Genomic DNA, 22,586 nt, shown 5'->3' with positions numbered 1-22,586 from the left:
GGAAGTTGATGTGCCGGTCCTTGAGCGGGGAGAGACGGGTAACGTCCCCGTCCCGCTCTCACCTCACCCGCTCGAGCGGGACCGGTGACTCAGCGCCGCGCGCCGCCAGGCGCGAGGAGGCTGGTCAGCTCCGAGATCGCCTCGGGCGCGGGCCTGGCCGTAGGCGAGGCGGGCCAGGCCGGTGTCCGGGCATACATCCCTCGGGCTGACGACCTTCCCCGGGCCGGGGCGGCGGTGGGTGACGAACACCGGCCCGCGGGAGCGGCCGCGCAGCAGCCGTGGCAGGAGACGGGCGGTCCCGGCGTCCCAGTAGATCGTCTCCAGCACGAAGTCCTCGCGCGCCTGCCCGCGGCGGCGGGCCTTGCTCCGGGCGCCCTTGGCCTTCACCGGGCAACGGCGGGCGGCAAGGTCCAGGTCCTCGATGTTCACGCCGAGAATCTCCTCCGACCGCCCGGCGGTCTCGTAGAGCATCCGCCACAGCGTCTTCTCCCGCAGGTGGACCTCGCGGCGGGCGATGAGCCTGTCCACGGCCATCTTCGAGCGGACCGGGGTCTCGGGTCCGGCACCGCCAGCCGCTTCGTCCAGGCCGGAACCGCCGGGCCGTCGTAGCCGTACTCCGCGCACCAGCCCAGCCAGGACAACACCTCGGCCCGGCGGGCGCCGCCCTTCGTCACGCCTCAACCTGAGGTTGGAAAGCTCAATGTCGGCTTTGCCGACAAGCGCCTTGCCGACTCGAAGTGCAACTTGCCGACACCAGCGGCCCATCGGGGCACGCACGCTGACACGTTCACCTCTTGAGCAGTTCCGGGTCGCCCGCCTCGCGGCGGGCGACCCGGATTCGGCCTAGTCCTGGCTTTCTTCTGGGGCGTGCGGCTCTCCGTCCGGCGCCCCACCGGTGTCACTGAGGTCGTCGACGTCCCTCTTCGGCCACGCGTCCCTCACCTGAAGTGCCAGCGAGCCAACAGCGGCCACAGTCGTGATCCACAGGGCATAATCTTCTGAGCTCATGTCCGGTCCTCTTGAATCAAGCAGGACCTCGCACCGAACTACGCGGTCGAGCGCCGTCTGCGCACTCCGCATTCGTGCAGTTGGCGGCGGTCTCTGTCGATGGAACGACGGAAGACCACGCAACCCGGCGCTCGGGGAACTCGGGGTTCAGTCAGAACGAGCTCGCCGGGTGGATGGCACGGCCAGACAGGAATCGGGACATCCTGGACAGCCGACGGCAAGGTGTCAGCACGGCCACGGATGCTGACGGCCAAAAACGCCAACAATTCGCTCAAGCAATGGGGCTCGACACCCAAGAGCGCCAGCATTCGCAGAACACGAAGGGCAGCACGGGCCTGGCTCAGCGACCCGTCGCCTTGGCAGCCGGGGCCATCGGCGTCCTCACGGCCCGCAAGCACCAGGAGAGCCTCAGGCGTCAGCGCCGTCAAATCCATCATGGGCATGCCCTGCAACGCGCTGAGCACCCACAGCGGAACCTCGGCGGAGTCCAGCATCCGCATCCGGCGAGGGTGATGGCGGATGCGCTCCTGCTGTTCCGCTTCGAGGTCACCGATGTGTTCCGCCGCCCTCCACAGAACCCACACGACCTCCAGCACCATGCCGGCCAGATGGCAGCTCGCCGCAGGATGCCGATCCCCGAGGACCCGGATGTCCTCAGCGATCCCTCGGAAGGCGTCAGCGACTGGTCCATCAGGAAGGCGTTGGCTCACGGAGAGCACAAGCCCAGCACGCTCCTCGGGCTCCATGGCTGCGAACGGATGTCTTTCCAGAGCCTTACTTGAGCCATGAGCGAGCTCGTTCCGGCTGTGACGGATCGCCTCGGCATCGGCTCGGGTGAGGACCCCCATCAACCGTCGCGCCTGACGCATGGAAAGGGCATCAGCAGCCGAAAACCCATGCGCAGAGGAGCCCCGCCCATGCTGCCGTTTCACCCCTAAATCCATGCCGAAAGGCTACCGGCGCCAGAGCCGTGTCACCGCCACATCACCCGATCTAGCGCTGAACCGGATGTCGGCACCCGAACGTCCCGAAAATGTCCGCTACCTTCCCCGACGGGAGCCAGCGGAGGTCATGCGGTTGATTCTGACGCGCCGGGAGCGAGGATTCCGCAGAGAGTGCCCAAGGTGTCAGGACCACGCCCTCATCGACTGGCTCCGTGTGGCGAGCGAGGCGGCGTCAGCACCGGTCTGTTTCGCGGCGCCATACGCGCGCACCCTCGCGACGAATAGCGGAGAGCGCTGCGCGAGTGATCTAAACGATCAAGCGACGGCTCTCCAGCCCCATGGACGTGGCCCACGCCGTCCCCGCACACACGCGATGCGATACCGGGCCTGAGCGAGAGCCTCTGGGTTCTCGTCCGCGATCTGAATAGCAAAAGTGACCTTTCGGAGCTCGCGAATTCCACGCAGCGTCGGATATCCGGCCCAGCTCATCACGTCGTATCCGTAAGCCTCACAGAAACGACCGTATCCTTCCTTCGAGACTGCGCCGAAAGTTTCGTAATCAACCGCAATGGAAGCTAGGTCCCACTCAGGCGGCCCCTGTGAGGTGCGCTCGAAATCCATCAGCACTGCCCCGCTCGGCGTGACTACGCAATTTCCACCCCATGCATCGCCATGTATCAGGCACTCCGGATCGCCGAGCGGCAGCTCCTTCCACTCCTGCCGCAGGTCCTTGAGCCAACGGAGGAGCCACTGCTGGTCGTCATTGTTGTGGGAGCGGGCCCCTGCCAGCCGACCTTCGATCCGAACAAACGGATCCAAATGCCCTACAGTGAACGGCGGTAGTGGGAGGGCATGCAGTCGCCGCAGAAGGGGGGCTATATCTACCTCGGTGCCGTGCCGGTGGGGAGGAAGCTCCTCCCAGAATGTCGCGGCACGCGTACCACTGTGCACGGGCTGCTCTAACGGCAGCGGTCGAACAGCCGGGATGCCGGCTTCGACGAGCCAACGAGCCACGGCCACTTCACGCGCTGCTGCATACTCCTGGCCAGCGCGCGCAATACGAACCACGATGTTGCCTGGCAATCGCCACAGGTCGTTCTCGGCGAGCCGGATAGGTTCTGCTCCATATGAAGATAGGCCAGCAGCAGCAGTAACCTCACGCAAGAGGGCGAGAGATTCCTTGGCCCGAGGCGTCAACATGCCGGGACCGTCCTCCGAATCCGCTCACGCAGTCCCGCCACGTCCGAATTCTTCGCGTACTTCGCCGACGCCCTCGCTAGGTCCTGCACGTCGGTGACAGCTCGCTTGGACCGAAGTTGGCCGATCTCATCCAGCGCCCGGTGAGCGATACACACCGCCTCTTGAGGGTCACCAGTAGCCATGGTCAGCGTTCCTAGCTTAGTGCCGGAGAGTGCACGAGAGCGCACGTAAGAGTCAGCATGGTTATTGATTGCCGTTTCTAAGCGCTCGATCGCGAGCCTCGGCGATTGACCGGGGAGCAAGGCGATATCAAATGCGGCATGTCCCGTGTCACCATGGTGCTGGGCGTAGTCGTAGTACGCCAGCCAGGATGCGTCCTCTCCGTCCTCGGCCAGGCTGAAGGCTTCGTCTGACTGACCGATGGCGGTGAGGGTCTCCTGCCGGTTTCCTATCTTGGCCCAGGCTCGAGCACGGGCGATGTGTAACATCGCCCGCTCGCGGGGGGTGAGGCGATCGGTCCGCACCAGCCCCATATCGGCATAGGTCAAGCCTCCATCTGGGGCTCCGCACCAAATAGCTTGCCGGGCCCGCCAGTTAAGGGCAAACGCTCTCAAATGCCAGTTATCCACCCTCTCGGCGCACTGTGCTCCAAAGTCCAGCAAACGGGCAGCGTTTCCATGCTGATAGGCATCGAACGCGCTCGCACCCATCACGATGGCGAGGTGCCCGACGACAGTGAACAACTCCGCTTCGTACTCCGATGGGCACGTGACGTCGAGCAGGCCCTGGGCCCAGGCGAGTTGGCCGAACGCGGCCGTTCGAACGATCCCACCGCCGCCGTACAGATTGTCCCAACTGGCATGGTTCTCGGCAGCAGCACGGACCTGTTCAAGGTCGTCCGGCCGCACCACATCAGGCAACTGCGCGTGGACCGACTCCCGAATTAGATCACCGAAGGATGCCGGGTCGAGGACGGCTATGCCGCCAGTGGCGAGGAATGCACGACGCTCCATGGGGGTCAGGCTCCGATTCAGGAAGTCGAGCGGGTCTGTATCAGGCATGCCCGCGGCTTGCGCCCTCCTACCTTCCATCGCAGTTGCCGCTGAAGAGGCACCCTTGCCAGTGATCGGCTTGTCCGCATCAGCGCGCCGCTTGTCCGCATCCTCTTCCACTCGGCGCCACAACCTACGGAGGGCACCGCCCGCGTCTAGGGCGTCGTCCAGCGCTGTAGCGAGGTGGGCGTTGCACGATCGGTCAGCCTTCTCGATTTTCACGATGGAAGCCCCGCTGAGGTGCACTTTTGCGCCGAGCGCCTCGGCAGACATGCGCTGGGCCCTACGCCAGTTGCGGAGTTCCATACCAAACCAATGGGCCATGGACTCGGTATCGTCCAAGGGCTTCGGCTTCTGCGGCACAGCGTCCTCCTCGACACCCTTATGCGGACTGTTCCAGCGTCATCAGGTGGTCCGCATCGGGTACCAACTTCGTGAGTTGGTACCCCGGGCGGCACCGGTTCCACCTCTTGGATACCGCAACCCACCGTCACGAAGCCACCACAACGAGCCCGGCCCGGGGCCCTCGCGGGGCCTCGGGCCGGGCTCGGTGGTCCTCAGCGGATTAGTTTCGCCGAAGAGTCCCTGTACCCACAGCGAAAGCGAAGGCACCCCATGCCACTTGGGAGAACGTGAGATGCGGGCCATCCGGCGTCTTCGAGTCCCGGACCAGGATGCTCTGGGGCAAGTTGGCGCACTCCACGCATTCGTTGTTGGGTGAGCCGCTGTAGGAGCTCTTGAACCAGTCGAGTTGGGGCTGTTCGGCCACGTACGTTTCCTCGCTACTTCCGGTTTCGCAGATGCGTCTTGCTGACCTCGGCAATCAGCTCGGCCGAGGAGGCAGTGTCCAGCGCCTCCTGGCGCAGGAAGGAGATCGCACTGGCGTACTCTTCCCGGGCGCTCGGTTCCTCGAGGAACAGAGAGCCGACCGGGTTCTCGATGAAGATGACGTCCAGTGATGGGTCCGGGCCGCCGTACACAACGAAGCTGTTGAGAGCCGCGCTGTATGCACCAGCGGAGAAGGGCAGTATCTGGATGCTGATGTTGGGCTCCTGGCTGCGCTGTAGCAGGTGGTCGAGCTGTGCCGTCATAACGTCCGGCCCGCCCACCTCGCGCCGGATGACCGCCTCGTCCATAACCACCTGGTACTTCGGAGGGGACGGGCGATCAAGGATTCGCTGCCGTTGCATCCGCATGGACAGGTACTCGTCGACCTCGCCAGGAGGGAGCGCACTGCTGGGTGTGGCCTTGATAGACCGCGCGTACTCCAGCGTCTGCAGGAGACCAGGGATCACGCCCACCGTGTAGTGGCCGATGCGCGAGGATTCGTCCTCCAGGGCGAGCAATAACCGCATCGGGCTCGGCAGCTTGCCCGCATAGGGAACCCACCACCCCTCCACTGCCTTGGAGTTCTTGGCAAGGTCGACCAGGGCCTCGCGCTCCTCGTCCGATGCGCCGTACGCACGACACAGCTGATCTACCCAGTTCCACCGCACGTTGCCCTTGGCGCGCTCGTACCGGCTCACAGTTGCCTTCGAGACGCCGGCACGTTCACCAGCCTCCTCGGCGCTCCAACCACGGGCTTCCCGAAGCGCCAGAAGGCGGAAGCCAAGCTGCCGCCGCCGAGCTGTCGGCCCCGCAGCCTCCACCGACTCGGCCGGTTCAATCGGCTTCTCCGTCATCGCGGTACTCCCTCGGACTAGTCGCAGCCAGTCTCCCCTTTGCTGGCGCGTAGCCGCCATAAGGAAGTTACACGGCAGAGTCGGCGAACCGTGATCGAGTACCGCAACGGTAGTAACAGTCATGCGGACACTCTCTCTGTGAGCGTTACAGAGAGAGAGGACCGGCTGCAATACTCCAATCGATCGCTCCGGACGGTGTCTGATCTCTGGCGCGGAGTGATCACGAAGTGAGTGCGGGTCGCCTCATGACAAGGACATTCGCGATGGTCGAGACCTTACGGAGAACGCCGCCCCGAGAGCGGAGCCTGGCCATGGAGCCAGGAGCGCGGCCGAGGGGTCTTCGCACACATGACGTCATGGCGGTGTGCTTCGAAATCAGCCCGCGCCATGGCGGAGAGGACATCCCTGACCAGGACGCGCTACGAATCTCCCAGGTGCGCCACCTGACCAAGGCGCGCCTCGTGTACTGGAGGCTGTCTGCGTTGGCCGGTGACGTGACGCTGCTGGTGTCCGAGCTGGTTACCAATGGCGTCAAACACAGCTGCGGTACCCAGATCACCATGACGCTCTGCATTGACGATGGCGAATTGCGGCTTGAAGTCAGGGACGAGACCAGCCAGCGGCCTCAGATCCAACATCCGAACGACGACGCCGAGAGCGGTCGTGGACTCCAGCTCGTACAGTGGATCACCCAGCAGCACGGCGGTTCTTGGGGCGTTAGCTCCGACGGCACCAGCACCTGGTGCTCGATCCCCGTCCCCTCGCAAGGAGGGGACGGTGGCTAACGGAATGGTCACTGCACACGCCATCAGGAAAAGCGGAGTGCAGGAAGTCGTCCGGTGGGTGCCTCCGCTGGACGCGGACACGCTGGAGCACATCCTGGTCAAGATGCGGGGCTGGGATCCGCTCGACTGCGACGCGATCTTCGAGGACCTGGCCGACGCCTTGGACCACCAGGCGCCTGAGGACAGCGAGGCCGATCAACTCGCCTGTCGCCTGAGCGACAGCCTCGGGCAGCTCGTCAACATCGCTCTGGCCGGGTGTGCGGACCAGCGGGATTACGAGACGACAGTGCTCGTCGAGCGGGCCCACACTGTGCGCTCCAAGGAGAGGCCAATCGACTCCTGGACGGCCACCGGCCACTTGCGACGGCTGGCGTGGGTCACCAACGAACTGCTGGAGCGCCTTTCCCAGACAGGGCGCATCGATGTCATTCCATGATCGCGTCAACTGGACCACCCCCGCGTCTGGTGGGTGCCGGCCGCCGCCCCTGCTCCAACTGCCAGGAAGGGAGGGGCGGCGGCTAGACCAGGCGAGACGCGGACCCACAACTCCTCTTCGGCGCTGCTCCTCTCCCAGGTCGAGAGCCGCGTCAGCCACCCCTCTGCCAATTCCGCTACCAGAGACACAACGAAGTCCCCTCGACCGCAGTGTTCACTTTCCCGCGTTCGAGGTGCCTCTGCCGGCGCCGGGCTGACCGACGGCGGCAGAGGGAAAGGCCCCTCCGCCTCGAACGCTCCGAGACGCGGGTGGGTCGCCACCAACCTGAACGACTCGGCAAACCACACCATATGGAGATACACGCGTGACCGTGATCGATGTCCTTGATGAGACCGGGCGCGAGCGTCAGCTCGCCGACCAGATCACAGGGATGCTGGAAGATACCGCCGAGCTGGTGTCGGACATCACTGCTCTGAGTCCACCGGCCGTGCTGAGGTTCCGGCTGCTGAGCCCCTCGGCGTGGCGCGCGGAGTCGCTGGCATATATACGCCGCCAGGTCGAGGCCAGCTTCGCCCGGTCCGCGCCCTCCCCGGATGAGGAAGCCGAGGCGCGGAAGACAGAGATCACCTACCGTGCATCGACTCTGGCGAGCTGGTGGATGACGGAAGGCAGGACGATGCTCGACAGCGCGGGCGGACCGCAGAGCCTCGTCGCGCCCAAGGCTCTGCACCATACGGGGCTGCGTTACGCCGGCAACCAGCTGTACCGGCTCGTCGTGCACGAGGCTGTCCACCAGTGGCAGATAGCCTCCAGCAGTCCCGCGATCATGCCCGTTCCGGTACTGGACCGCGACCTCACGGCTCCCCACCAGGGCCTGATCTATCTGGCGGAGGGCCACGCTGACTGGGTGGTGCAGGAGGTCGCGCGTCGACTGTTCGGGCCGGACACAGCGCCTGCTGCGGATCTGCGGAGGTCGTGGCGCTACCGCGGGCAGACCGCGCTGATTAAGTGGATGGCCCGCAGGGTTGCCAACGCTGACGCGGTTGAGCGGGCGGAGACGCAGATTCACGATCTACGCGGCCAGGGCCTGCACTGGGTGGCGTTAGCCATCGAGGGAGCCGGCGGCGTGATCCCGTTCAACAGGGTCTGGCAGGACGCTTCGTACGTCCCCACGGCGGACGAGGTTGCCTACCCGGAGAGGTGGCTCAGTCGCGTGGGTTTCTGACTAATGAGCACCTACGCCTCGCCCGTCCTCGTGGCCGCCTTCCTCGGCTACGGAGCACACACCGTGCCGGTCAGTCTGACGCCCCTTCCCATGGCCGCCGCGTAAACCGGCCGCACCACACTCCCTCTCCGGCTGGCATCACATGGCAGGTCTCACTTCCCCCGCCGTCCTGCCACAGCCGGAGAGGGGCTTTCACCGCACGTCGGAAAGGACTGACAATGCATCGGAGTGAGTTCCTGTATCCCACCAGCGGACCGCTGCCGGATCGCCCCACTGCTGGTCTTCAGCGTCCACGGCCCCATCAGTACTTCGCGGGCAGCATTCGCGTGCCGTACATCACGCCGTGGACAGGCGAAAATGCACGTCAGCCCACGATGACGACGCGGCTGGGCCGCGTCGGCTATGGGATCGGCTATGCGGACGAATACGGCATCGCTGATCGTGCGCGGGGCGCGTTGTGGGTGAGGATGCCGGTCAAACCCGGGGCGGGTGGGCCGTTGCTCGGCCGGATTCACGCTCTGCGTCAGCGGCAGGCGATGTATCACATGCTGTGTCAGGGCTGCGGCCAACCCACCGTTGGCGGTCGAGGCGATCAACGGCACCTCTTCCTGATGACCTCGGCAACCGGACAGCCGATTGCCGAGGGAGAGAAAACCGTCACACCCCCTTCATGCGCGGACTGCGCTGTTGAGGCGGCGCTGGAAGGCCCGCCCTCGCGGAGCCGGTATGTGGCGGTACTGGTGGAACATGTCCTGGTCTGGGGTGTCGCCGGCATCGTGTACTCGCCCGACACCCTTGTGCCGGTGCCCCGTGATAGCGGTAACGAATTCGCGCTCGTGGCGTACGACGACCCGAGGCTCCCGTGGACACTCGCGTGCCGCGAGGTCGTCTCCTTGCACGGCTGCACGGCCATGGATCTGAAAGACCTGACCGTACAGTCCGCCGTATAGATGCCCTGTATTTCTCTCGCACCACCTGCACGTCGCCCTGGAACCACCATTCAAACGCGCACGTGAAAGGACCTTCTGTGACCAGCCAACTGCCGGACTGGCTGGGGCTGTCTGCCCGCGAGCGCGAGGCCGTCCAGCTTATGGCACTGGGTATGACACGAACTGAGTCGGCCGCAAAAATGGGAGTGTGTACGGCGAGGGTGAATTGCTGTTTGAAGAACGCGGCAGGGAAACTCCGTACGCCGACATGGCCGGGTTTAGTAGATCGGGTCTACACATTGAGGGAAATCGACCCGCCCGAGCCCACAACCGAAGGCGTGACCAGTGACCTCACGCGGCACCCTGTTCTCCGGGGCTTGGCAGACGGCCGCGATCTGCCGTGGATTGCCACAAACAGCGAACTTACCGTGGATACCGTGCGCGAGGAAGCGCGAATCCTCATCAGTCTGACGGGCGCGAAGAACACCGAGAACCTCATCCACCGTGGCTGGGAACTCGGCCTGCTCGGGAACGGTCCGAACACATCGGCCACGCGAAGTTTCATCAGGTACGACAGAATCAATAACTCCATCGCTTGGGGATTCCCGCACATGACTGCTGAAAAATTGGAAGACCTGCCTAAGATACCGCCGAAAAAGCGACTCACCGGCAAGGACCGCGAAAAGTTCCGAAAAGACGTTAGCACCGTATATAAAAGGTCCCCCAAGGTGAGCGTGCGGGACATTAGCGGGGCCACAGGGAGGTCGTTCGGCTTCATTCGAACGATCCTCTTGGAGGCGGGGGTTGAAATGCACTCACGCGGTAATTCACGAGGCCTTCCGGTCCCGTCAGGCAAGGAAGTGGAGGTGTGAAATCTCCGTACATCAAGGGCGCGCGAACTCGGCCCCGAGTCCAGGGACCCGCTGGAGAACCGCCCGACACGGTCTCGGATCCCCGAGTTTCACAACGAGTCACTACGAAAGGCAAACCGAGATGAAGACCTTATACGTCGTTCTCGCCGCCACCGCAGTCGGAGCCGCGAGGCTGATGCAGTCCGAGAGGCAGAACCGGCAACGCCTCGCCCTGCACGCTGAGGAGATGCACCAGGTGTGGCTCTCCGAGGTGGCCTCCGATCCCGAGCTGCGGGCGATGTGGACGGCGCCCGGCGAACCGCCCGTCGAGGAATACGCGAGGCTTCTGCACTGCAACCGGCTGATCAGCTTCTTGTCGGTCAAGTACCGGGTGGGCCTGCTCGACACCGCCTCCTTGAGAGTCCAGGCGCGGTGGGTGATGGAACGCGAGGTCGGCCGAGTGTACTGGACGACGTTCGGGGCCTTCCGGGAGGAGGAGGCGATGGATCGGACCGATCGCACCTTCAACGCGATCATGGCCGACGAGCACGCCGCCCTCGTGGACGCGGACACAGTCGCCACCTGACGGGATTCCCTGCGCTGCCGCGCTGAGAGTGGTGCGAAGCGCTCCCAAGGACTGGGGCTTCCTCCCGGTCGTGAGGACCACCCCCGTGCAGTGGAAGGTCCCGGCCGCGCCTCTCGGAGGAGGCGGCGCATGAGCGCCCCGGCCGCGGCTCGTGGGGAAGCCGCGGCCGGCCCTCCACCCCCGTACCCGGTTCCACCAACCATCTGAAGGGACTCCATGAACGCCAGCAGCACCATCGACGTAGCTGTCTGGAACATCGAGGCAGACGGCGGCCGCCAGGGTGAACGCCGTGACCTCGCCCTGGACATCCTGGCAGAGCGTGAGCCGGACGTCTGGCTCCAGCAGGAGGCGAAGCACAGCCGGGGAGGCGGCCAACGACTCAAGAACAGCGCGGCGAAGCGGCTCGGGCTCCGCGGCTTTCTGGCAGAGCCCAACCCATACGTTGATGCCGACATCGCCACCGCCGTGTACCTGCGTCCCGAACTCTTCCACGTCCGCGAGGAGCCACCGCGGGCAAAGCCATGGTGGCTGCACCCCTGCCACGTACAGGCGCAACTGGGCGACTGCCCCGTGCCGTTGAACATCGTCTCCGCGCACCTGTGCTTCTTCGACGCCAACCAGCGGCTCACCGAAGCCGGGTGGCTGACCACCCTCGCCGAACCCGGCATGGTCACCCTCATCGGCATGGACAGCAACAGCTACCCGAGGGCCCCTGAACCGACCGCTTTGCCGAACTGGGACACGGTCACCGACCGCGCACACATGGTCCACCGCACCTACGTGGACGCCGACGGCCACCGCCGCAGCGACACCCGACCTGACGCCGCCCTCATAGACGCCGGATACGTCGACCTTGCCCGGCATGCGGCCGACCATCTCGGAGTGGACAGCAAGATGGCGCTCGCCCCTACGGCGGGGTTTTACAAGCCGCACCAGGGCGGCCCGCAGCGCATTGACCGCGGCTACGCGGCTGGCGGTGCGGCTGATGCTCCCGACCGCATCGAGGTCATCGACACCGAAGACACCCGCGCCGCCTCTGACCGCGCCATGGTCCTGTACCGCTTCAACCGCGCTCGCCTGGAACGCGTACTCACCCAAGCCGCGCCATGCGCACGGTGATCAGACGGCCCGTCGGCATCACCAAAGCGGGCCGGTGCCCCATCCGGCAGCCGTTACGACCGCGATACGCGGCTCTGGTTGTGAGAGCAGCTTCACGCGGGGGCAGCGGTGCCGTGGGCGTCGATGATTGCAGGGAGGGCGCGCACACGGTCATGCAGTTCGTCGACACCCGTTGCGCGCGTCGGGCTGAGGACGGCGTCGAGCTGTGTGAGGCGGCTCCTGGAAGTGGAGCGAAGCCGTGCTGCGGGTACGCGGGCCAGGACGTCCAGAGCCCGTTGCGCGGCATCGGCCGGTTGGGAGGGGGCTTCGGCTTGCGCCACGAGCAGGGCGGCGGCGGCCCAGCCGGGGGTGGCCGCGATGCAGGCGTTCATGGAGGTCTCGGCGATGGTGACCGCCTTTTCGGTCCGTCCCAGAGCGCGATCGGCGTCGGCTTCGTGCAGTTGGTGCTCTGCGATGTCGTAGCCGAACCTTCCTGGCGCCCAGCCCGCTGCGTCGGCCTCCAGCTCACGCATGGCGGCCGCCAGCGCAGCGTCCGCTTCTCGTTGACGGTTCAGAGCGGCAAGGGACGGGAGCTGTGCCCAGGCATAGAGCTGGGCGCGCGGGAGCCCGGCAGAGGCGCAGGCCAAGCCGCGGTCAGCATGGGCCAGAGCCTGGATGTGCTGGCCTGCCGCACGCGCAACCATCGCCTGAGCGCCCCAGGCCCAGCCCGTGAGTCGCGAGTCTCCGCTGCGGTCGCCGTAGGTCGTGGCCGTAGCCAGATGAACTCGTGCTCCGGCGTGGTCGCCGAGATGGTGGGCGAGGTTGCCCAGGAGGGCGGACAGCCAGCCGACGCACCGCCGCAGCTCATTCTCGATTCGCTCCGGCGCCGGCGTGGTGCTGGTGAGGGCTTGCATCAGCAAGCCCCGGGCGGCGTGCACTTCGGTGAAGAGCAGGTGGGGCGGGTGCTTGCTGTAGCCGAGTGCGTAGTGCTCGATCGCCGCCTCGGACAGTTCGACGACTGCGGTACTGCCTGCCGGGTCGGCGAGCAGCGCGAGGTGCAGAGATTCCCGGACGGCCGGCAGACCGGCGGAGGTCGTCATGGTCACCATGCTTTCCCGTGCGGGAAGGACGCACGCTTGGGGCCCGGGAGCACTGTATCGAGCGCCGTGAGCCCACTGGGGTTGTTCGTAGTCAGGGGCACGGTCGAGTCCGAGCTGCTCCGGACGGGCCTGATAGACCGTGCACAGGACCTCGACGTACTCCAGGCTGGGCCGCTCATAGGATCGGTGTTCCCACCGGCAGAGCATCGACTCCGACATGCCCGGTGGCATGAGGCCGCGGGCCCGGTACAGGGCACCGACCCGCTCGATGGTGCGGGACCGAGGCCAGCCGAGGGCAAGGCGCCACGCCTCCAGCGAGTGGACTTCGGGCAGCTTGGCGCGGATCACATCGGCAGTCCGCTCGACCCCGCTGCCACTGTGCAGGCACCGTTCCCTGATCTCGGCGGCGGCCTTCTTGATAGCGGCGCGACGCGATCGACTGACCGTAGTCATTTACGCACCCCCCGCGATGGAGCTGGCTGCGCGTCACGGTATCCGAGCTTCCCCGCCGAGGGGAGTGTGTCCTGTCGCGACGGGCCGACATTGCGAGTTGCCCGCAATGCGCGCAAGCAGATCTGGCAATGACCTGCTGTCCATCCGCCAGGACGATGAGTGAATGCCGTGACCAGTCGGCACGGCGTTCCCGATCTCGAGATCCGCGTACCCCGCCGCCGCGGCACTCGACTCGACGGCGCCTCCGAGGCGGCCATCCGTGCTCGACCGGGCAATGCCTCGGGTTTCCTGTATCGCCGATCCCCAAAGGGGGAGTTCCGTGAACAGCTTTAGCGATTCGTCGTTCCCCGTCGGCACGTTGACCATCGGCAAGATCTTCGATTTTGAGGCTGGGCATCGGCTTCCCAGCCTCCCGCCCAAGCACAAGTGCTCGCACCAGCACGGACACAGCTACCGGGTCGAGGTCATTCTCACCGCCCCTGCGCTAGAGGCGCCGGGCTTCGTCACCGACTTCGGGGCGCTCGTCCCGTTCAAGAGGTTCCTGGACACCGAGCTGGACCACCAGAACCTCCATGAAGTGCTGCCCTTCGAGCCGACCTCGGAGCACGTGGCCCAGTTCCTGGCCGGTTGGATCATCCAGAACCTTGAGGCGGACATCCCCGGCCGACTGGTCGCGGTCCGTGTCTGCGAGACGGAGCGCAGTTGGGCCCGCTTCGACGTGGAGCAGCGGTGATGGCGAAGGGCGCGGCTCCAGCGTTCGCCGAGAGCGCTGACGAGCTCTGGCTGATCATCGCGGAGTGTTTCGGCGTCGAACAGCCGACGTTCCAGGGAGAGGGCCCTAGCTGTGGATGTCCCGCCCTGTTTATCCGTCTGTCCCGGTGCAACTTGACGTGCCGCCGGTGCGACACGAAGTACACCTGGGACTGGTCCCAATTCGATCCCCGCGAGGAGTCGACGAAGCAGCCCGTGGCCGATCTCCTCGAATGGGCTCTTGCGTCGCCTGTCGAGTTGGTCGTCATCACTGGCGGCGAGCCGCTGATCCAGCAGCGGGCGTTGATCCCCCTGGTGCAGGGACTGCTGGCTGCCGGTAAGCGGGTGGAGTTCGAAACGAACGGCACCCTGGTGCCGGACCCGGCGCTGCTGGTGGACGGGGTGCGGTTCAACGTGTCGCCCAAGATCGCCAGCTTCGGCGTCTCCAAGGAGCAGCGGCTTGTGCCTGCCGCGCTGGAAGCCTTCGCCGCGTGCGGGCGGGCCGCATTCAAGTTCGTCGTCCGCACGGTGCCGGACCTGGACGAGGTCGCCGAGCTCGTGGACGCGTACGGCTTGGCGCCCGTGTGGGTGATGCCGGAGGGCGCCGCCGCGGACGCGCTCATCACGACCACACGGGTGATCGCGGACGCCGTCGCGGCCCGCCACTGGCACTTCTCGACACGCCTGCACGTCCTGGCCTTCGCCGACGCCCGCGGACGCTGACAGCTCCTTGCTCATGTTCTGTTGCCCCATCCCCTGGAAGAGGCGAAGCCCATGACGAATGCCATATACGGTGCGGCCGGCCTGAGCCCGGCCGCACCACCGCAGCCCGCCGCGGAGCTCTCACGCCCGGAGGTCGACGCCGAGCGAGTCGCCGTGCTGGTCGGCCAGCTCCTGACCGCGCTCGGCGAGAACCCCGACCGCGAGGGTCTGGCCGAGACGCCGACTCGGGTCGCAGCCTGGTGGACCTCGTTTTTGTCCCCGGACGCCGCCGCGACGGCCACGTGCTTCACCGAAGTCCACCTGAGCGATCAGTTGGTCGTGGTCGGCGGCGTGAGCGTGTGGTCGCTCTGTGAGCACCACATGCTGCCAATGAACCTGCGGGTCGTGGCTGGCTATGTGCCTGATGGCGAGGTGGTCGGGCTGTCGAAGTTCGGGCGGATTGCGCAACGGCATGCCGGGCGGCTCCAGATACAGGAACGCTTCACGCGGCAGGTTGCCGAGGAAATCACCGCCGCGATCGGTGGCAAGGACGTGGCGGTAGCCGTCCGCGGCACTCACCTGTGCATGAGCATGCGAGGGGTGCGGATGGAGGAAGCCCGCACCATCACCTTGCAGGCCGGCGGCCGGTTCCAAACCGACCCGGTGCTCTCCGCGCAGTTCCTCACCCTCGCCACCGGGCAGTGGGGAGCCGTGGGGTGACCAAGCACATCGACTTCTCCGTCATCGCTCCGCCCGCCTACCTGGACGATTTCGTCGCCCAGGAGCCGGCCCGCGTACACCACGTGGCCGCCCAGCGAGTCCTTTCCGATGACGGCTACCGGGCATTCTTCGTCGCCGAAGCCGAACGGGGCGCGGAGATCATCATCGACAACGGGGTCTTCGACCTCGGACATGCCCTGCCAGCCGCGGACCTCGTCGCAGCCGGACTCGCGGTCAGCGCCCGCGAAATCATCCTCCCTGATGTCATGCGCAACGGCGCCGCGACAATCAAGGCAAGCGAGCAGGCCGCCCGCGAAATCCTCGCCCTCACCGACAGCTTCCGCTTGTGCGCCGTCCTACATGCCGCGGACGACGAGGAATGGCTGCGCACCTACGCCCACTTCGCTTCCAGCGATTATGTCGGCGCCATAGCCCTGCCCGCTTCCCGGCGTCCTGACCCCGAGAAGCAGCTATGTCGCACCAGGTGGATGGCCACCCACTACCTGGAGGACCGCGGCATGGTCGAGGAGCGGATCGTCTACCGGCTTCTCGGACTGGGCCGCACCGGGCACCTGGAGCTGGTCGAGCAGCGCGAGCACGAGTGGATCGCCTCCGTAGACGGCGCGGCGCCGGTCATCCTCGGTGCGATGGGCATCACCATGCTGCCGGGCGGCCCGTACGAGAAACCCAGCACCCCCCGCATCGAGAACCTCGGCCCGATCCCCAAGTACCGCTTCGATCTGATCCGGCAGAACATCGCCGTCGTCCGCGAGGCGGCCGGCAGCCACATGAAGATCGCTGAGGCCCGCCGATGAGGCTGACGCCGAACTCCCTGCTCGAGCCCGTGCACGGACTGCTGCGCGCGGCCCCGGTTCCCGTCGATGGGCACACCATGGGCCCCGACCGCCTGTTGCGCTACCTGGAGATCAAGGTCCACCACCTCATCCAGGACCAGGACTGGGACAGCATCCGCGTCGTCGGCGGCTACGACCGTACGGTGGTGGTCTCCCGGCACGAGAAGACCGGCAAGCTGTTCAACATCGAGCGGCCCACCGCCACGGTCCACGGCCGCGACCTGATCATCAAGGCGTTTCCCGGCGCCGACTACGTCCAGCACTACGCGCTGATCATCGCCACCTACCTGGCCATGACCGGCCGCCCAGCTAACGCCGTCACCTACCAGCCGCCCGGGGAGGAGGAGTGCCGTGCAGCCGTCGAAGCACTCGACCTCGAGCTGGACGGTGATCTTGTGATCGTCGGCTGGGGCCTTCAGCACCTCGCCCCCACGGACGGCGTGTGGACGTGCGGGCTCGGCTACGCCTGGCAGCGTGCCGATGTCGCCAGCCGCCGGGTGGTCTTCCTCGGGTTCCTTCACAGCATCTGGGGGGACGTCGCCGGCCGGGTCGTCGCCCGCTTGGCTGAACTCGGCGCCCGCGATGTCGTCTACGTAGGCAAGGTCGGGGCGCTGGCCCCCGCCATCGAGCCGAACAGGTGGCTGGCTACCGGCAACGAGAGCCTCGTCGGCGGCGCGCTGATCACCTGGGACGACTTCTTCGGTAATTTCGCCGCCGCCCAGGCCGACGTGCAGGCCGGGTTGCACGTCACCTCCGCGTCGATCCTCCTGGAGAACCGCGACTGGCTGGCCAAGCACGCCGAGTACGCCTTCGTCGACCCGGAGATCGGCCCCATGGGGGCGGCGGCGTGCCGGGCGGGGATCAGATTCGGCTACCTCCACGTCATTTCCAACAATCTGGCTCGGCACTATCCCGCCGACCTGTCGAATGAGCGCCACGGCGATGTCCTGTGGCGGCGCGCCCAACTGATCGACCGGATCCGCGGCATCATCGCGGATCGCCTTGCCAACACCTCGGTCCCATCCCCTGGAGGAACCCGGCCATGACAGTCGCAGCACACCCTGCTCCCACGCCGGGGCGGGAGATCACGGTCACCGGCATCGACGGCGCAGGCAAGTCCACCCTCGCCGCGCGTCTGCACCAGGCCATGAACAACGCCGGGCACCGGACGATCCTCGTAGGCAAGCACAGCACCGAAGTCCCCATGGACGCGGCACTGTCCGCCTACGTCGATCACCTCAACGCACTGGTCTACCGGCGCGACGCCCGCGTCGCCCAGGCATGCGGCGATCACTACTGGTTGCTGGCTCTGGCCGCCTGGTGCACCCTCCAGGAGCAGCTCGTGATTCGGCCTGCGCTTGCCGCAGGTACCCACGTGATCCTCGACAACGCGCACCACAAGATCCTCGCCCGGTACGCGGTCAACCCTGAAGTCTCCACCCATCTGGCCGAAGAGGTCTTCGCCCACCTCACCGAGCCCGACCTGGTGATCTTCCTGCGGATCGGCGCCCGCGAAGCCCTTGCCCGCAAGGGCTCGTTCACCTCCCTGGAGACCGGTCACTCCGGCAACGGCGACGAGCACTTCATCCGCTACCAGGACACCGTCCTGGACCAGCTGCGCGAGCAGGAGCAGCGCGGTGGCTGGCTGTCGCTGGACGTCACCGACATGGACCGCGACCAGGTCTTCAAGTCCGCCACCGCAGCGCTGGCCAACCGCCTGCAGCTCACCGTCTGACCCGCCCCCACACCTACAAAGGAACGCTCCATGTCACGAGCCCGGCCCACGAGCGGCATGTACGTGTGTCACGGCATCACTTGGGCCACGGGAGACCCCCGTCTCCTGCTCGCCCCGCTGCCCGGCGGGCCGCTGGCCTACGCCGAGATCATGAACCAGTGCCTCGGCTACCAGGTGAGCGGTACCGGGCGGTGGTGCACCGGTCGGTACCGGTTCGTCGACACCCACCGCGTCGAAGCCGTCCCCTGCCCCGACCGGGCGGCGGCCGAGCAGAGCGGGCAGTGCGCCCGCTGCGCCGGCCAGGACGACTTCCGCTTCGCCCACCAGTTCCATCAGGGGGGCCACGCCCCCGTAGCCCTCGCCGCGTACATGGCGCAACCGCACTGGTTGTACCTGGCGACGTTCGCCGACGGCACCACCAAGGTCGGCACCGCGGCCGAGTCGCGCAAGCGGTCCCGCCTTGACGAGCAGGGCGCCCTGATGGCCACCTATCTCACCAAGAGCCCCGACGGCCGCGCCGTTCGCTTCCTGGAGGACGCGCTCACTCGACGGCTCGGCCTGCCCCAGACCGTACGGGCTACGGCCAAGCTCCGGGCCCTGGCCGAGCTGCGCGACCTCGCCCCGGTCCACGCCTCGCATGAGAAAGAGCTCGCCCGCGCGGCCGAGGCCCTGGCTGATATGAACATCCCCGCGGTCTGGGAGGCATGGACGCCGCCCGGTGAGGGCGACCTGCTGCGCACAGCCGGGACCGAGCGAGCGCTCTACCCGCACGACCCGCGCGAGGGAGAGCACGGCCTCGTCCCCCTCTCCTGCGCCGGTTCTCACGTCCTGGCCGTCCTCGACGGCGACGACGATCTGCCCTACCTGCTCGACCTCGGCACCCTCAAAGGCCGCCGCATCACCCTCGGCCCGTTTACCTCTCCGGGCACCGCCGTGCAGTCCGCGCTCTTCTGACCCTTCCCCGACGTTCCGTGAAGCGAGGCACTCCACGATGGCACCCCAGGACGCCGTCCTCGGCTGGGACGAACACACCACCGCCGAGGCATACGCCGCCTTCACCCGCGAGTTCCCCATGTACGGGGCCACCAGCCGCCACCTGGCCCACCGTGCGAGCCCGGCCGACGCCCACCTCGTGGTCGACCTGTGCGGCGGCACCGGCGTGACCGCCCGCGCGATCCTCGAACTGGTCCCTAACCAGGCCCGGGTCGTCTCCCTGGACAGCGCCGCCGCAATGCAACGTGTCGGCCGACGCACCCTTAACGACCCGCGCCTGTCCTGGATCACCGCCCCAGCAGAACGGCTAGCCGATCACGTCCCTACCGGCGGCGTCGACGCCGTGGTGTGCAACTCGGCGATATGGAAGACCGACACCACCGCGGTATTCACCACGGTCGTCCGGGTCCTGCGCCCAGGCGGGCGATTCGTCTTCAACATCGGCGGCGGCTTCGCCGGCGTCCGCCACCCCGACGAGCAGACCGCACGCACCGGGCCGTCGATGAACACCCTCATCCGCCAGATCGCCGCCCGCGAGCACGGATACACTCCGTCCCCCGTCGCTGACGCTGCCCCGAAGCTGCCGCTGCAGAAGGTCACCGAGCAACTGGCCGCCACCGGGCTGAACGTCCTCGACACCGAGGTCACCGCCCAGCACAGCACCATGGCGGAGAAGAAGGCGTGGCTGTCCATCCCGGTGTTCGCCCGGCCCGACGGGGACTTCACCCATACCCAGCGCATGAAGATCCTGGACGCGGCCTACGCTCTGACCACCCCCGATACCCCGACCGTGACAAGCTGGCTCGTCGTCGTAGCCCAGCGGCCGGGCGGCACGCCGTGACCACCCCGGCCACGTCCTCCTCCACAGAGGACTTCTGCGCCCACACCAGCGTCGGGGTGCTCATCCGCTCCCCGGACGGTCTCCTGATGTTCGAGCGGAGGACTCCGCCAGCCGGGATCGCCCCGGTCGCCGGCCACCTCGACCAGCACGGCGGCCCCGAGGCGGCGGCTCACGCGGAGGTCACCGAGGAAGTCGGCCTCACCGTTACCCACCTGCACCTACTGCTGGAGCAGTGGCGGCCGAACCAGTGCCGTCGCACACCCACCGGGCCTGTCGGCCACCACTGGTGGATCTTCGAAGCCCAGGTATCCGGCTCCCTCTGCCCCTCCGCCCGAGAGGTACGTACCCCCCGATGGATACATCCCGACCAGCTCCAGCAGTACGCGCTGCGCACCGCCGCTTACGCCGAAGGGCGCCTGAGCAGGGAGAAGTTCGAGCAGGAGCCCGGCCTGGAGCCGGTGTGGGTCCGCTTCCTGCACGACCTCCAGCTACTCACCGTGCCCGCACGCACCCTCGACCGGATCGACACCGTCCTTTGAGCGGCAGCCGGAAGCGCCTCTCAGCAGGTGCCGACCGCGTGGTCCGCCGCCAGGCGCCGTACGTATGTGCGGATACGGTCGCGGTCCTCGGGGAAGACGCTCTCCCACTCCTCGTCGAGGCCGATCCACGCCGCCGGCTGGCCCTTCTCCCCGCCGAGCGGCGCCTCGTGATCGACGATCGCGGCGTAGGACAACCCCAGGGTCGGGGACCAGCCAGCCCGATAGGAACGGACCGCCACGGCTGCGGGCTCGGGCAGCAGGTCCGCATGCAGGCCGGTCTCCTCCAGCAGTTCACGCGCTGCCGCTTCCCGCGGTGTCTCGTCCGGCTCGACCTTGCCTCCGGGCGGAACCCATCCGCGAACGCGGTGTTTGACCAGCAGGACGTATCCGAAGCCGGGGTCGGTGACCCAGACCTCGGCTGCAAAGGGCTCCATCGGATGTTGCCGGGCCTCATCCAGCCAGGCTCGGGCGCCATCGAACTCCAGCGCAGCGAGGCGGGCGTCGGAGACCGCGTCCAAGATCGTTTGCCCAAGTTCACCATGACTCACTCGGCACACCCTAGGCGGTCGCCGCGCACACGCGGCGCAGACGGCCCACAGGCCATGCGGTCCTGTTCCGCCAGTGCCCCGGGCCACACGGTGGCCGACCGAGCCGAAGCGGTCAGCGGCGAGAGCCCCTCCTTACCGGCTGCTTCAAAAAGGAACTCCGGCCATGAGCGGTGACAACGGAACGGAGCGAGGCGCTTGGGTGGTCCTTGGCGGAATCCACCTCCTCAACCAGACGGCTCCGCGCCGGCCGGACGAGCCGATCGTGCTCGTCTGGGTGCCCCCTCAAGAGGTCTGCCTGCCAAGCACCACGGTGGCCATCCGGTGGAACGCGCTCGGTGTCTGCCCGGTCGACGCCCTGAGCACGGGCGGCACCCGGCTCGGCGCGGCCCTGATCGACGGCGGCGCTCTCTTCCCCGACGCCATAGCCGGTGCCCCACTGCGCCGACTCGTCGGAGCAGACACGGCACCGAGGCTCGTGCCACTGTGCTACCTGGCCGAACACCCCGGCGGTGGCTACCACGCATACGCGCAGATCCGGTTCTACCCCGAGGACGCCTGCTTTGTACGCACTACCCGCAAACCGGTCGGCCACGGCCCGGTCGAGGCCCTGCGCTGGCTGGACCCTGTGCTATCCGCGCACGCCGAGTCGAACATGGCGCTCAACAACCACCTGCGGTACTTCCGTACCCACTTCGCCGGAACGGAGCTGGAGTACAAGTACACCCTCGATCCGGCGCCCGACATCTGGGCAGCGTCTCTGGAGCTGCTGAAGGCCCTGCGTGACGGCGAGCTGGAGGGCTGCCGGCCGGAGTACCGGGAGGAGTTCCAGATCCACCACACCGAGAATCACCTGTTCGACGTCGTCCGGCCCGAGCAGGAGATCGGCTACGCCTCGTTCATCCCGACGGTCTCCGCCGGGTACGTGCTCAAGCGGAAATGGTTCGCGGAGGACACCTTCGCCCGCCGCGAGGAGCTGACCTCCGACATCGACGTCGCCCCCGACGGCTTCGAGGAATACCTGCGCACGGAACTGGGTCTCCAGGTCCGTGCCATGCCGCCCTTCCAGCGTGTCCGCTACGACGTCCAGTGCGAGTCGATGCGCACCGGCCACGTCTACGGCATCTTCTTCGACCGCTGCTCCCTCCTGGCGGCGCCCGAGGTGGTGCTGTCCCAGTGCGAGCTGGAGTACCGGCGCTCACGCAGCATCCTGGACCACGACGAGAACGAGGTGCTGCGCGAGATGGAGCACATCGACAGATGGCTTCGGAGCTACCTCGCCGCCCACGGCTGGGCGAAGCAGCGCACCTTCTACTCCAAGCGCAGCTTCCTGCGCGACGCCCTCACGGCCAGGCCGGAACTAGCCCCGCCACACCCCGCTGCCCCCGACGGTCAGCCGCTGCAATCAACTCGACAGTGCCGACGGCTTCGCACGCCGTCGCAAGGGGCAGCGCATGGTGGTCTTTGACGACGAGAGCCTGAAGGGAGGAAGGGAACTGGCTGATGTCTGCCTGAAGCTGGCCGTCGGACTTGAAGTGGTCGAGCCGTCGCTGCTCCG

Annotated in this window: 24 protein-coding genes and 1 pseudogene; 18 read left to right on the top strand and 7 right to left on the bottom strand. The window is 66.9% G+C overall.

Annotated features, from left to right (window positions below; genetic code table 11):
* Positions 1 to 144: 144 nt before the first annotated feature.
* Positions 145 to 674: pseudogene (locus tag ACK1X7_RS37280) on the bottom strand (site-specific integrase); the annotation flags it as partial.
* Between the two features lie 612 nt (positions 675 to 1,286).
* Between ACK1X7_RS37280 and ACK1X7_RS37275 the strand changes: the two are divergent.
* Entirely contained in the window at positions 1,287 to 1,790 is a 504-nt protein-coding gene (locus ACK1X7_RS37275) for a hypothetical protein (RefSeq protein WP_413116278.1), read from the top strand.
* Between the two features lie 477 nt (positions 1,791 to 2,267).
* On the opposite strand, the gene ACK1X7_RS37270 is transcribed toward ACK1X7_RS37275, so the two are convergent.
* The 4 genes from ACK1X7_RS37270 to ACK1X7_RS37255 all read right to left on the bottom strand — a co-directional run bounded on the left by ACK1X7_RS37270 (position 2,268) and on the right by ACK1X7_RS37255 (position 5,886).
* Positions 2,268 to 3,152 carry a phosphotransferase family protein gene (locus ACK1X7_RS37270; protein ID WP_413116277.1) on the bottom strand — a complete coding sequence of 295 codons (885 nt, stop codon included), beginning with the start codon at positions 3,150 to 3,152 and terminating at the stop codon, positions 2,268 to 2,270.
* Positions 3,146 to 4,567: a helix-turn-helix domain-containing protein gene (locus tag ACK1X7_RS37265; protein WP_413116276.1), complete on the bottom strand. Its 1,422-nt coding sequence runs from the start codon at positions 4,565 to 4,567 to the stop codon at positions 3,146 to 3,148. The genes ACK1X7_RS37270 and ACK1X7_RS37265 overlap by 7 nt, the downstream gene beginning before the upstream one ends.
* Before the next feature lie 202 nt (positions 4,568 to 4,769).
* The gene (locus ACK1X7_RS37260; protein WP_413116275.1) at positions 4,770 to 4,973 is read right to left on the bottom strand and encodes a DUF397 domain-containing protein; all 204 of its coding nucleotides are present in this window, start codon (positions 4,971 to 4,973) and stop codon (positions 4,770 to 4,772) included.
* 13 nt (positions 4,974 to 4,986) lie between these two features.
* Positions 4,987 to 5,886: a helix-turn-helix domain-containing protein gene (locus tag ACK1X7_RS37255; RefSeq protein WP_413116274.1), complete on the bottom strand. Its 900-nt coding sequence runs from the start codon at positions 5,884 to 5,886 to the stop codon at positions 4,987 to 4,989.
* A 356-nt stretch (positions 5,887 to 6,242) separates the two neighbouring features.
* On the opposite strand from ACK1X7_RS37255, the gene ACK1X7_RS37250 reads away from it, so the two are divergent.
* The 7 genes from ACK1X7_RS37250 to ACK1X7_RS37220 all read left to right on the top strand — a co-directional run bounded on the left by ACK1X7_RS37250 (position 6,243) and on the right by ACK1X7_RS37220 (position 11,817).
* A complete protein-coding gene (locus ACK1X7_RS37250) occupies positions 6,243 to 6,671 on the top strand; it encodes an ATP-binding protein (RefSeq protein ID WP_413116273.1) in 429 nt (142 codons plus the stop codon).
* Positions 6,664 to 7,107, top strand: coding sequence for a DUF6415 family natural product biosynthesis protein (locus tag ACK1X7_RS37245; protein WP_413116272.1), 444 nt, complete (start codon positions 6,664 to 6,666; stop codon positions 7,105 to 7,107). Before ACK1X7_RS37250 ends, ACK1X7_RS37245 begins: the two co-directional genes overlap by 8 nt.
* 364 nt (positions 7,108 to 7,471) lie before the next feature.
* Positions 7,472 to 8,332 carry a hypothetical protein gene (locus ACK1X7_RS37240; RefSeq protein WP_413116271.1) on the top strand — a complete coding sequence of 287 codons (861 nt, stop codon included), beginning with the start codon at positions 7,472 to 7,474 and terminating at the stop codon, positions 8,330 to 8,332.
* Positions 8,333 to 8,550: 218 nt separating this feature from the next.
* The gene (locus tag ACK1X7_RS37235) at positions 8,551 to 9,282 is read left to right on the top strand and encodes a hypothetical protein (protein WP_413116270.1); all 732 of its coding nucleotides are present in this window, start codon (positions 8,551 to 8,553) and stop codon (positions 9,280 to 9,282) included.
* A 77-nt stretch (positions 9,283 to 9,359) separates the two neighbouring features.
* Positions 9,360 to 10,133 carry a helix-turn-helix domain-containing protein gene (locus ACK1X7_RS37230; RefSeq protein ID WP_413116269.1) on the top strand — a complete coding sequence of 258 codons (774 nt, stop codon included), beginning with the start codon at positions 9,360 to 9,362 and terminating at the stop codon, positions 10,131 to 10,133.
* A 121-nt stretch (positions 10,134 to 10,254) separates the two neighbouring features.
* Positions 10,255 to 10,698 carry a DUF6082 family protein gene (locus ACK1X7_RS37225; RefSeq protein ID WP_413116268.1) on the top strand — a complete coding sequence of 148 codons (444 nt, stop codon included), beginning with the start codon at positions 10,255 to 10,257 and terminating at the stop codon, positions 10,696 to 10,698.
* 216 nt (positions 10,699 to 10,914) lie between these two features.
* Positions 10,915 to 11,817, top strand: a complete 903-nt coding sequence (locus ACK1X7_RS37220; protein ID WP_413116267.1) for an endonuclease/exonuclease/phosphatase family protein — start codon at positions 10,915 to 10,917, stop codon at positions 11,815 to 11,817.
* A 92-nt stretch (positions 11,818 to 11,909) separates the two neighbouring features.
* On the opposite strand, the gene ACK1X7_RS37215 is transcribed toward ACK1X7_RS37220, so the two are convergent.
* Complete coding sequence (locus ACK1X7_RS37215; protein ID WP_413116266.1) at positions 11,910 to 13,349, bottom strand: Twin-arginine translocation pathway signal; 1,440 nt, start codon at positions 13,347 to 13,349, stop codon at positions 11,910 to 11,912.
* 319 nt (positions 13,350 to 13,668) lie between these two features.
* Between ACK1X7_RS37215 and ACK1X7_RS37210 the strand changes: the two genes are divergently transcribed.
* Genes ACK1X7_RS37210 through ACK1X7_RS37170 form a run of 9 tightly spaced genes read left to right on the top strand, consistent with a single transcriptional unit; the run spans position 13,669 to position 20,483 of the window.
* Positions 13,669 to 14,082: a 6-carboxytetrahydropterin synthase gene (locus tag ACK1X7_RS37210; protein WP_413116265.1), complete on the top strand. Its 414-nt coding sequence runs from the start codon at positions 13,669 to 13,671 to the stop codon at positions 14,080 to 14,082.
* Positions 14,082 to 14,822 (top strand): 7-carboxy-7-deazaguanine synthase QueE, encoded by a 741-nt coding sequence (locus ACK1X7_RS37205; RefSeq protein WP_413116264.1) that lies wholly within the window; start codon positions 14,082 to 14,084, stop codon positions 14,820 to 14,822. Before ACK1X7_RS37210 ends, ACK1X7_RS37205 begins: the two co-directional genes overlap by 1 nt.
* Before the next feature lie 51 nt (positions 14,823 to 14,873).
* Complete coding sequence (folE, locus tag ACK1X7_RS37200; RefSeq protein WP_413116263.1) at positions 14,874 to 15,521, top strand: GTP cyclohydrolase I; 648 nt, start codon at positions 14,874 to 14,876, stop codon at positions 15,519 to 15,521.
* On the top strand, positions 15,518 to 16,336 hold the full coding sequence (locus ACK1X7_RS37195; RefSeq protein WP_413116262.1) for a hypothetical protein: 819 nt from the start codon (positions 15,518 to 15,520) through the stop codon (positions 16,334 to 16,336). The genes folE and ACK1X7_RS37195 overlap by 4 nt, the downstream gene beginning before the upstream one ends.
* A complete protein-coding gene (locus tag ACK1X7_RS37190) occupies positions 16,333 to 17,421 on the top strand; it encodes a hypothetical protein (RefSeq protein WP_413116261.1) in 1,089 nt (362 codons plus the stop codon). Before ACK1X7_RS37195 ends, ACK1X7_RS37190 begins: the two co-directional genes overlap by 4 nt.
* Positions 17,418 to 18,110 (top strand): dTMP kinase, encoded by a 693-nt coding sequence (locus ACK1X7_RS37185; RefSeq protein WP_413116260.1) that lies wholly within the window; start codon positions 17,418 to 17,420, stop codon positions 18,108 to 18,110. Before ACK1X7_RS37190 ends, ACK1X7_RS37185 begins: the two co-directional genes overlap by 4 nt.
* Positions 18,111 to 18,140: 30 nt before the next feature.
* Entirely contained in the window at positions 18,141 to 19,064 is a 924-nt protein-coding gene (locus tag ACK1X7_RS37180) for a DUF2797 domain-containing protein (protein ID WP_413116259.1), read from the top strand.
* 37 nt (positions 19,065 to 19,101) lie between these two features.
* Positions 19,102 to 19,944, top strand: a complete 843-nt coding sequence (locus ACK1X7_RS37175; protein WP_413116258.1) for a class I SAM-dependent methyltransferase — start codon at positions 19,102 to 19,104, stop codon at positions 19,942 to 19,944.
* A complete protein-coding gene (locus ACK1X7_RS37170; protein ID WP_413116257.1) occupies positions 19,941 to 20,483 on the top strand; it encodes an NUDIX hydrolase in 543 nt (180 codons plus the stop codon). The genes ACK1X7_RS37175 and ACK1X7_RS37170 overlap by 4 nt, the downstream gene beginning before the upstream one ends.
* A gap of 20 nt (positions 20,484 to 20,503) precedes the next feature.
* Here the strand turns inward: ACK1X7_RS37170 and ACK1X7_RS37165 are convergent, their stop codons facing one another.
* Positions 20,504 to 20,917, bottom strand: coding sequence for an NUDIX domain-containing protein (locus tag ACK1X7_RS37165; protein WP_413116256.1), 414 nt, complete (start codon positions 20,915 to 20,917; stop codon positions 20,504 to 20,506).
* A 277-nt stretch (positions 20,918 to 21,194) separates the two neighbouring features.
* Between ACK1X7_RS37165 and ACK1X7_RS37160 the strand changes: the two genes are divergently transcribed.
* Complete coding sequence (locus tag ACK1X7_RS37160) at positions 21,195 to 22,496, top strand: hypothetical protein (RefSeq protein WP_413116255.1); 1,302 nt, start codon at positions 21,195 to 21,197, stop codon at positions 22,494 to 22,496.
* Positions 22,497 to 22,586 lie beyond the last annotated feature (90 nt).

Origin of the sequence: Streptomyces sp. CY-1, assembly GCF_047218265.1 — a bacterium.
In the GTDB taxonomy this organism is placed as follows: Bacteria; Actinomycetota; Actinomycetes; order Streptomycetales; family Streptomycetaceae; genus Streptomyces; species Streptomyces niphimycinicus.
The sequence above is the reverse complement of the archived record's forward strand: the minus strand, read 5'-3'. Positions and strand labels throughout refer to the sequence as shown.

What these genes read in the sequence shown, in the direction of transcription:
- ACK1X7_RS37225 (WP_413116268.1), top strand. Translation starts at nt 10,255, where the DNA reads ATGAAGACCTTATACGTCGTTCTCGCCGCCACCGCAGTCGGAGCCGCG.
- ACK1X7_RS37190 (WP_413116261.1), top strand. Translation starts at nt 16,333, where the DNA reads ATGAGGCTGACGCCGAACTCCCTGCTCGAGCCCGTGCACGGACTGCTG.
- ACK1X7_RS37175 (WP_413116258.1), top strand. Translation starts at nt 19,102, where the DNA reads ATGGCACCCCAGGACGCCGTCCTCGGCTGGGACGAACACACCACCGCC.
- ACK1X7_RS37220 (WP_413116267.1), top strand. Translation starts at nt 10,915, where the DNA reads ATGAACGCCAGCAGCACCATCGACGTAGCTGTCTGGAACATCGAGGCA.
- ACK1X7_RS37215 (WP_413116266.1), bottom strand. Translation starts at nt 13,349, where the DNA reads ATGACTACGGTCAGTCGATCGCGTCGCGCCGCTATCAAGAAGGCCGCC.
- ACK1X7_RS37250 (WP_413116273.1), top strand. Translation starts at nt 6,243, where the DNA reads ATGGCGGTGTGCTTCGAAATCAGCCCGCGCCATGGCGGAGAGGACATC.
- ACK1X7_RS37165 (WP_413116256.1), bottom strand. Translation starts at nt 20,917, where the DNA reads ATGGAGCCCTTTGCAGCCGAGGTCTGGGTCACCGACCCCGGCTTCGGA.
- ACK1X7_RS37235 (WP_413116270.1), top strand. Translation starts at nt 8,551, where the DNA reads ATGCATCGGAGTGAGTTCCTGTATCCCACCAGCGGACCGCTGCCGGAT.
- ACK1X7_RS37205 (WP_413116264.1), top strand. Translation starts at nt 14,082, where the DNA reads ATGGCGAAGGGCGCGGCTCCAGCGTTCGCCGAGAGCGCTGACGAGCTC.
- ACK1X7_RS37160 (WP_413116255.1), top strand. Translation starts at nt 21,195, where the DNA reads ATGAGCGGTGACAACGGAACGGAGCGAGGCGCTTGGGTGGTCCTTGGC.
- ACK1X7_RS37275 (WP_413116278.1), top strand. Translation starts at nt 1,287, where the DNA reads ATGGGGCTCGACACCCAAGAGCGCCAGCATTCGCAGAACACGAAGGGC.
- ACK1X7_RS37255 (WP_413116274.1), bottom strand. Translation starts at nt 5,886, where the DNA reads ATGACGGAGAAGCCGATTGAACCGGCCGAGTCGGTGGAGGCTGCGGGG.
- ACK1X7_RS37270 (WP_413116277.1), bottom strand. Translation starts at nt 3,152, where the DNA reads ATGTTGACGCCTCGGGCCAAGGAATCTCTCGCCCTCTTGCGTGAGGTT.
- ACK1X7_RS37185 (WP_413116260.1), top strand. Translation starts at nt 17,418, where the DNA reads ATGACAGTCGCAGCACACCCTGCTCCCACGCCGGGGCGGGAGATCACG.
- ACK1X7_RS37180 (WP_413116259.1), top strand. Translation starts at nt 18,141, where the DNA reads ATGTCACGAGCCCGGCCCACGAGCGGCATGTACGTGTGTCACGGCATC.
- folE (WP_413116263.1), top strand. Translation starts at nt 14,874, where the DNA reads ATGACGAATGCCATATACGGTGCGGCCGGCCTGAGCCCGGCCGCACCA.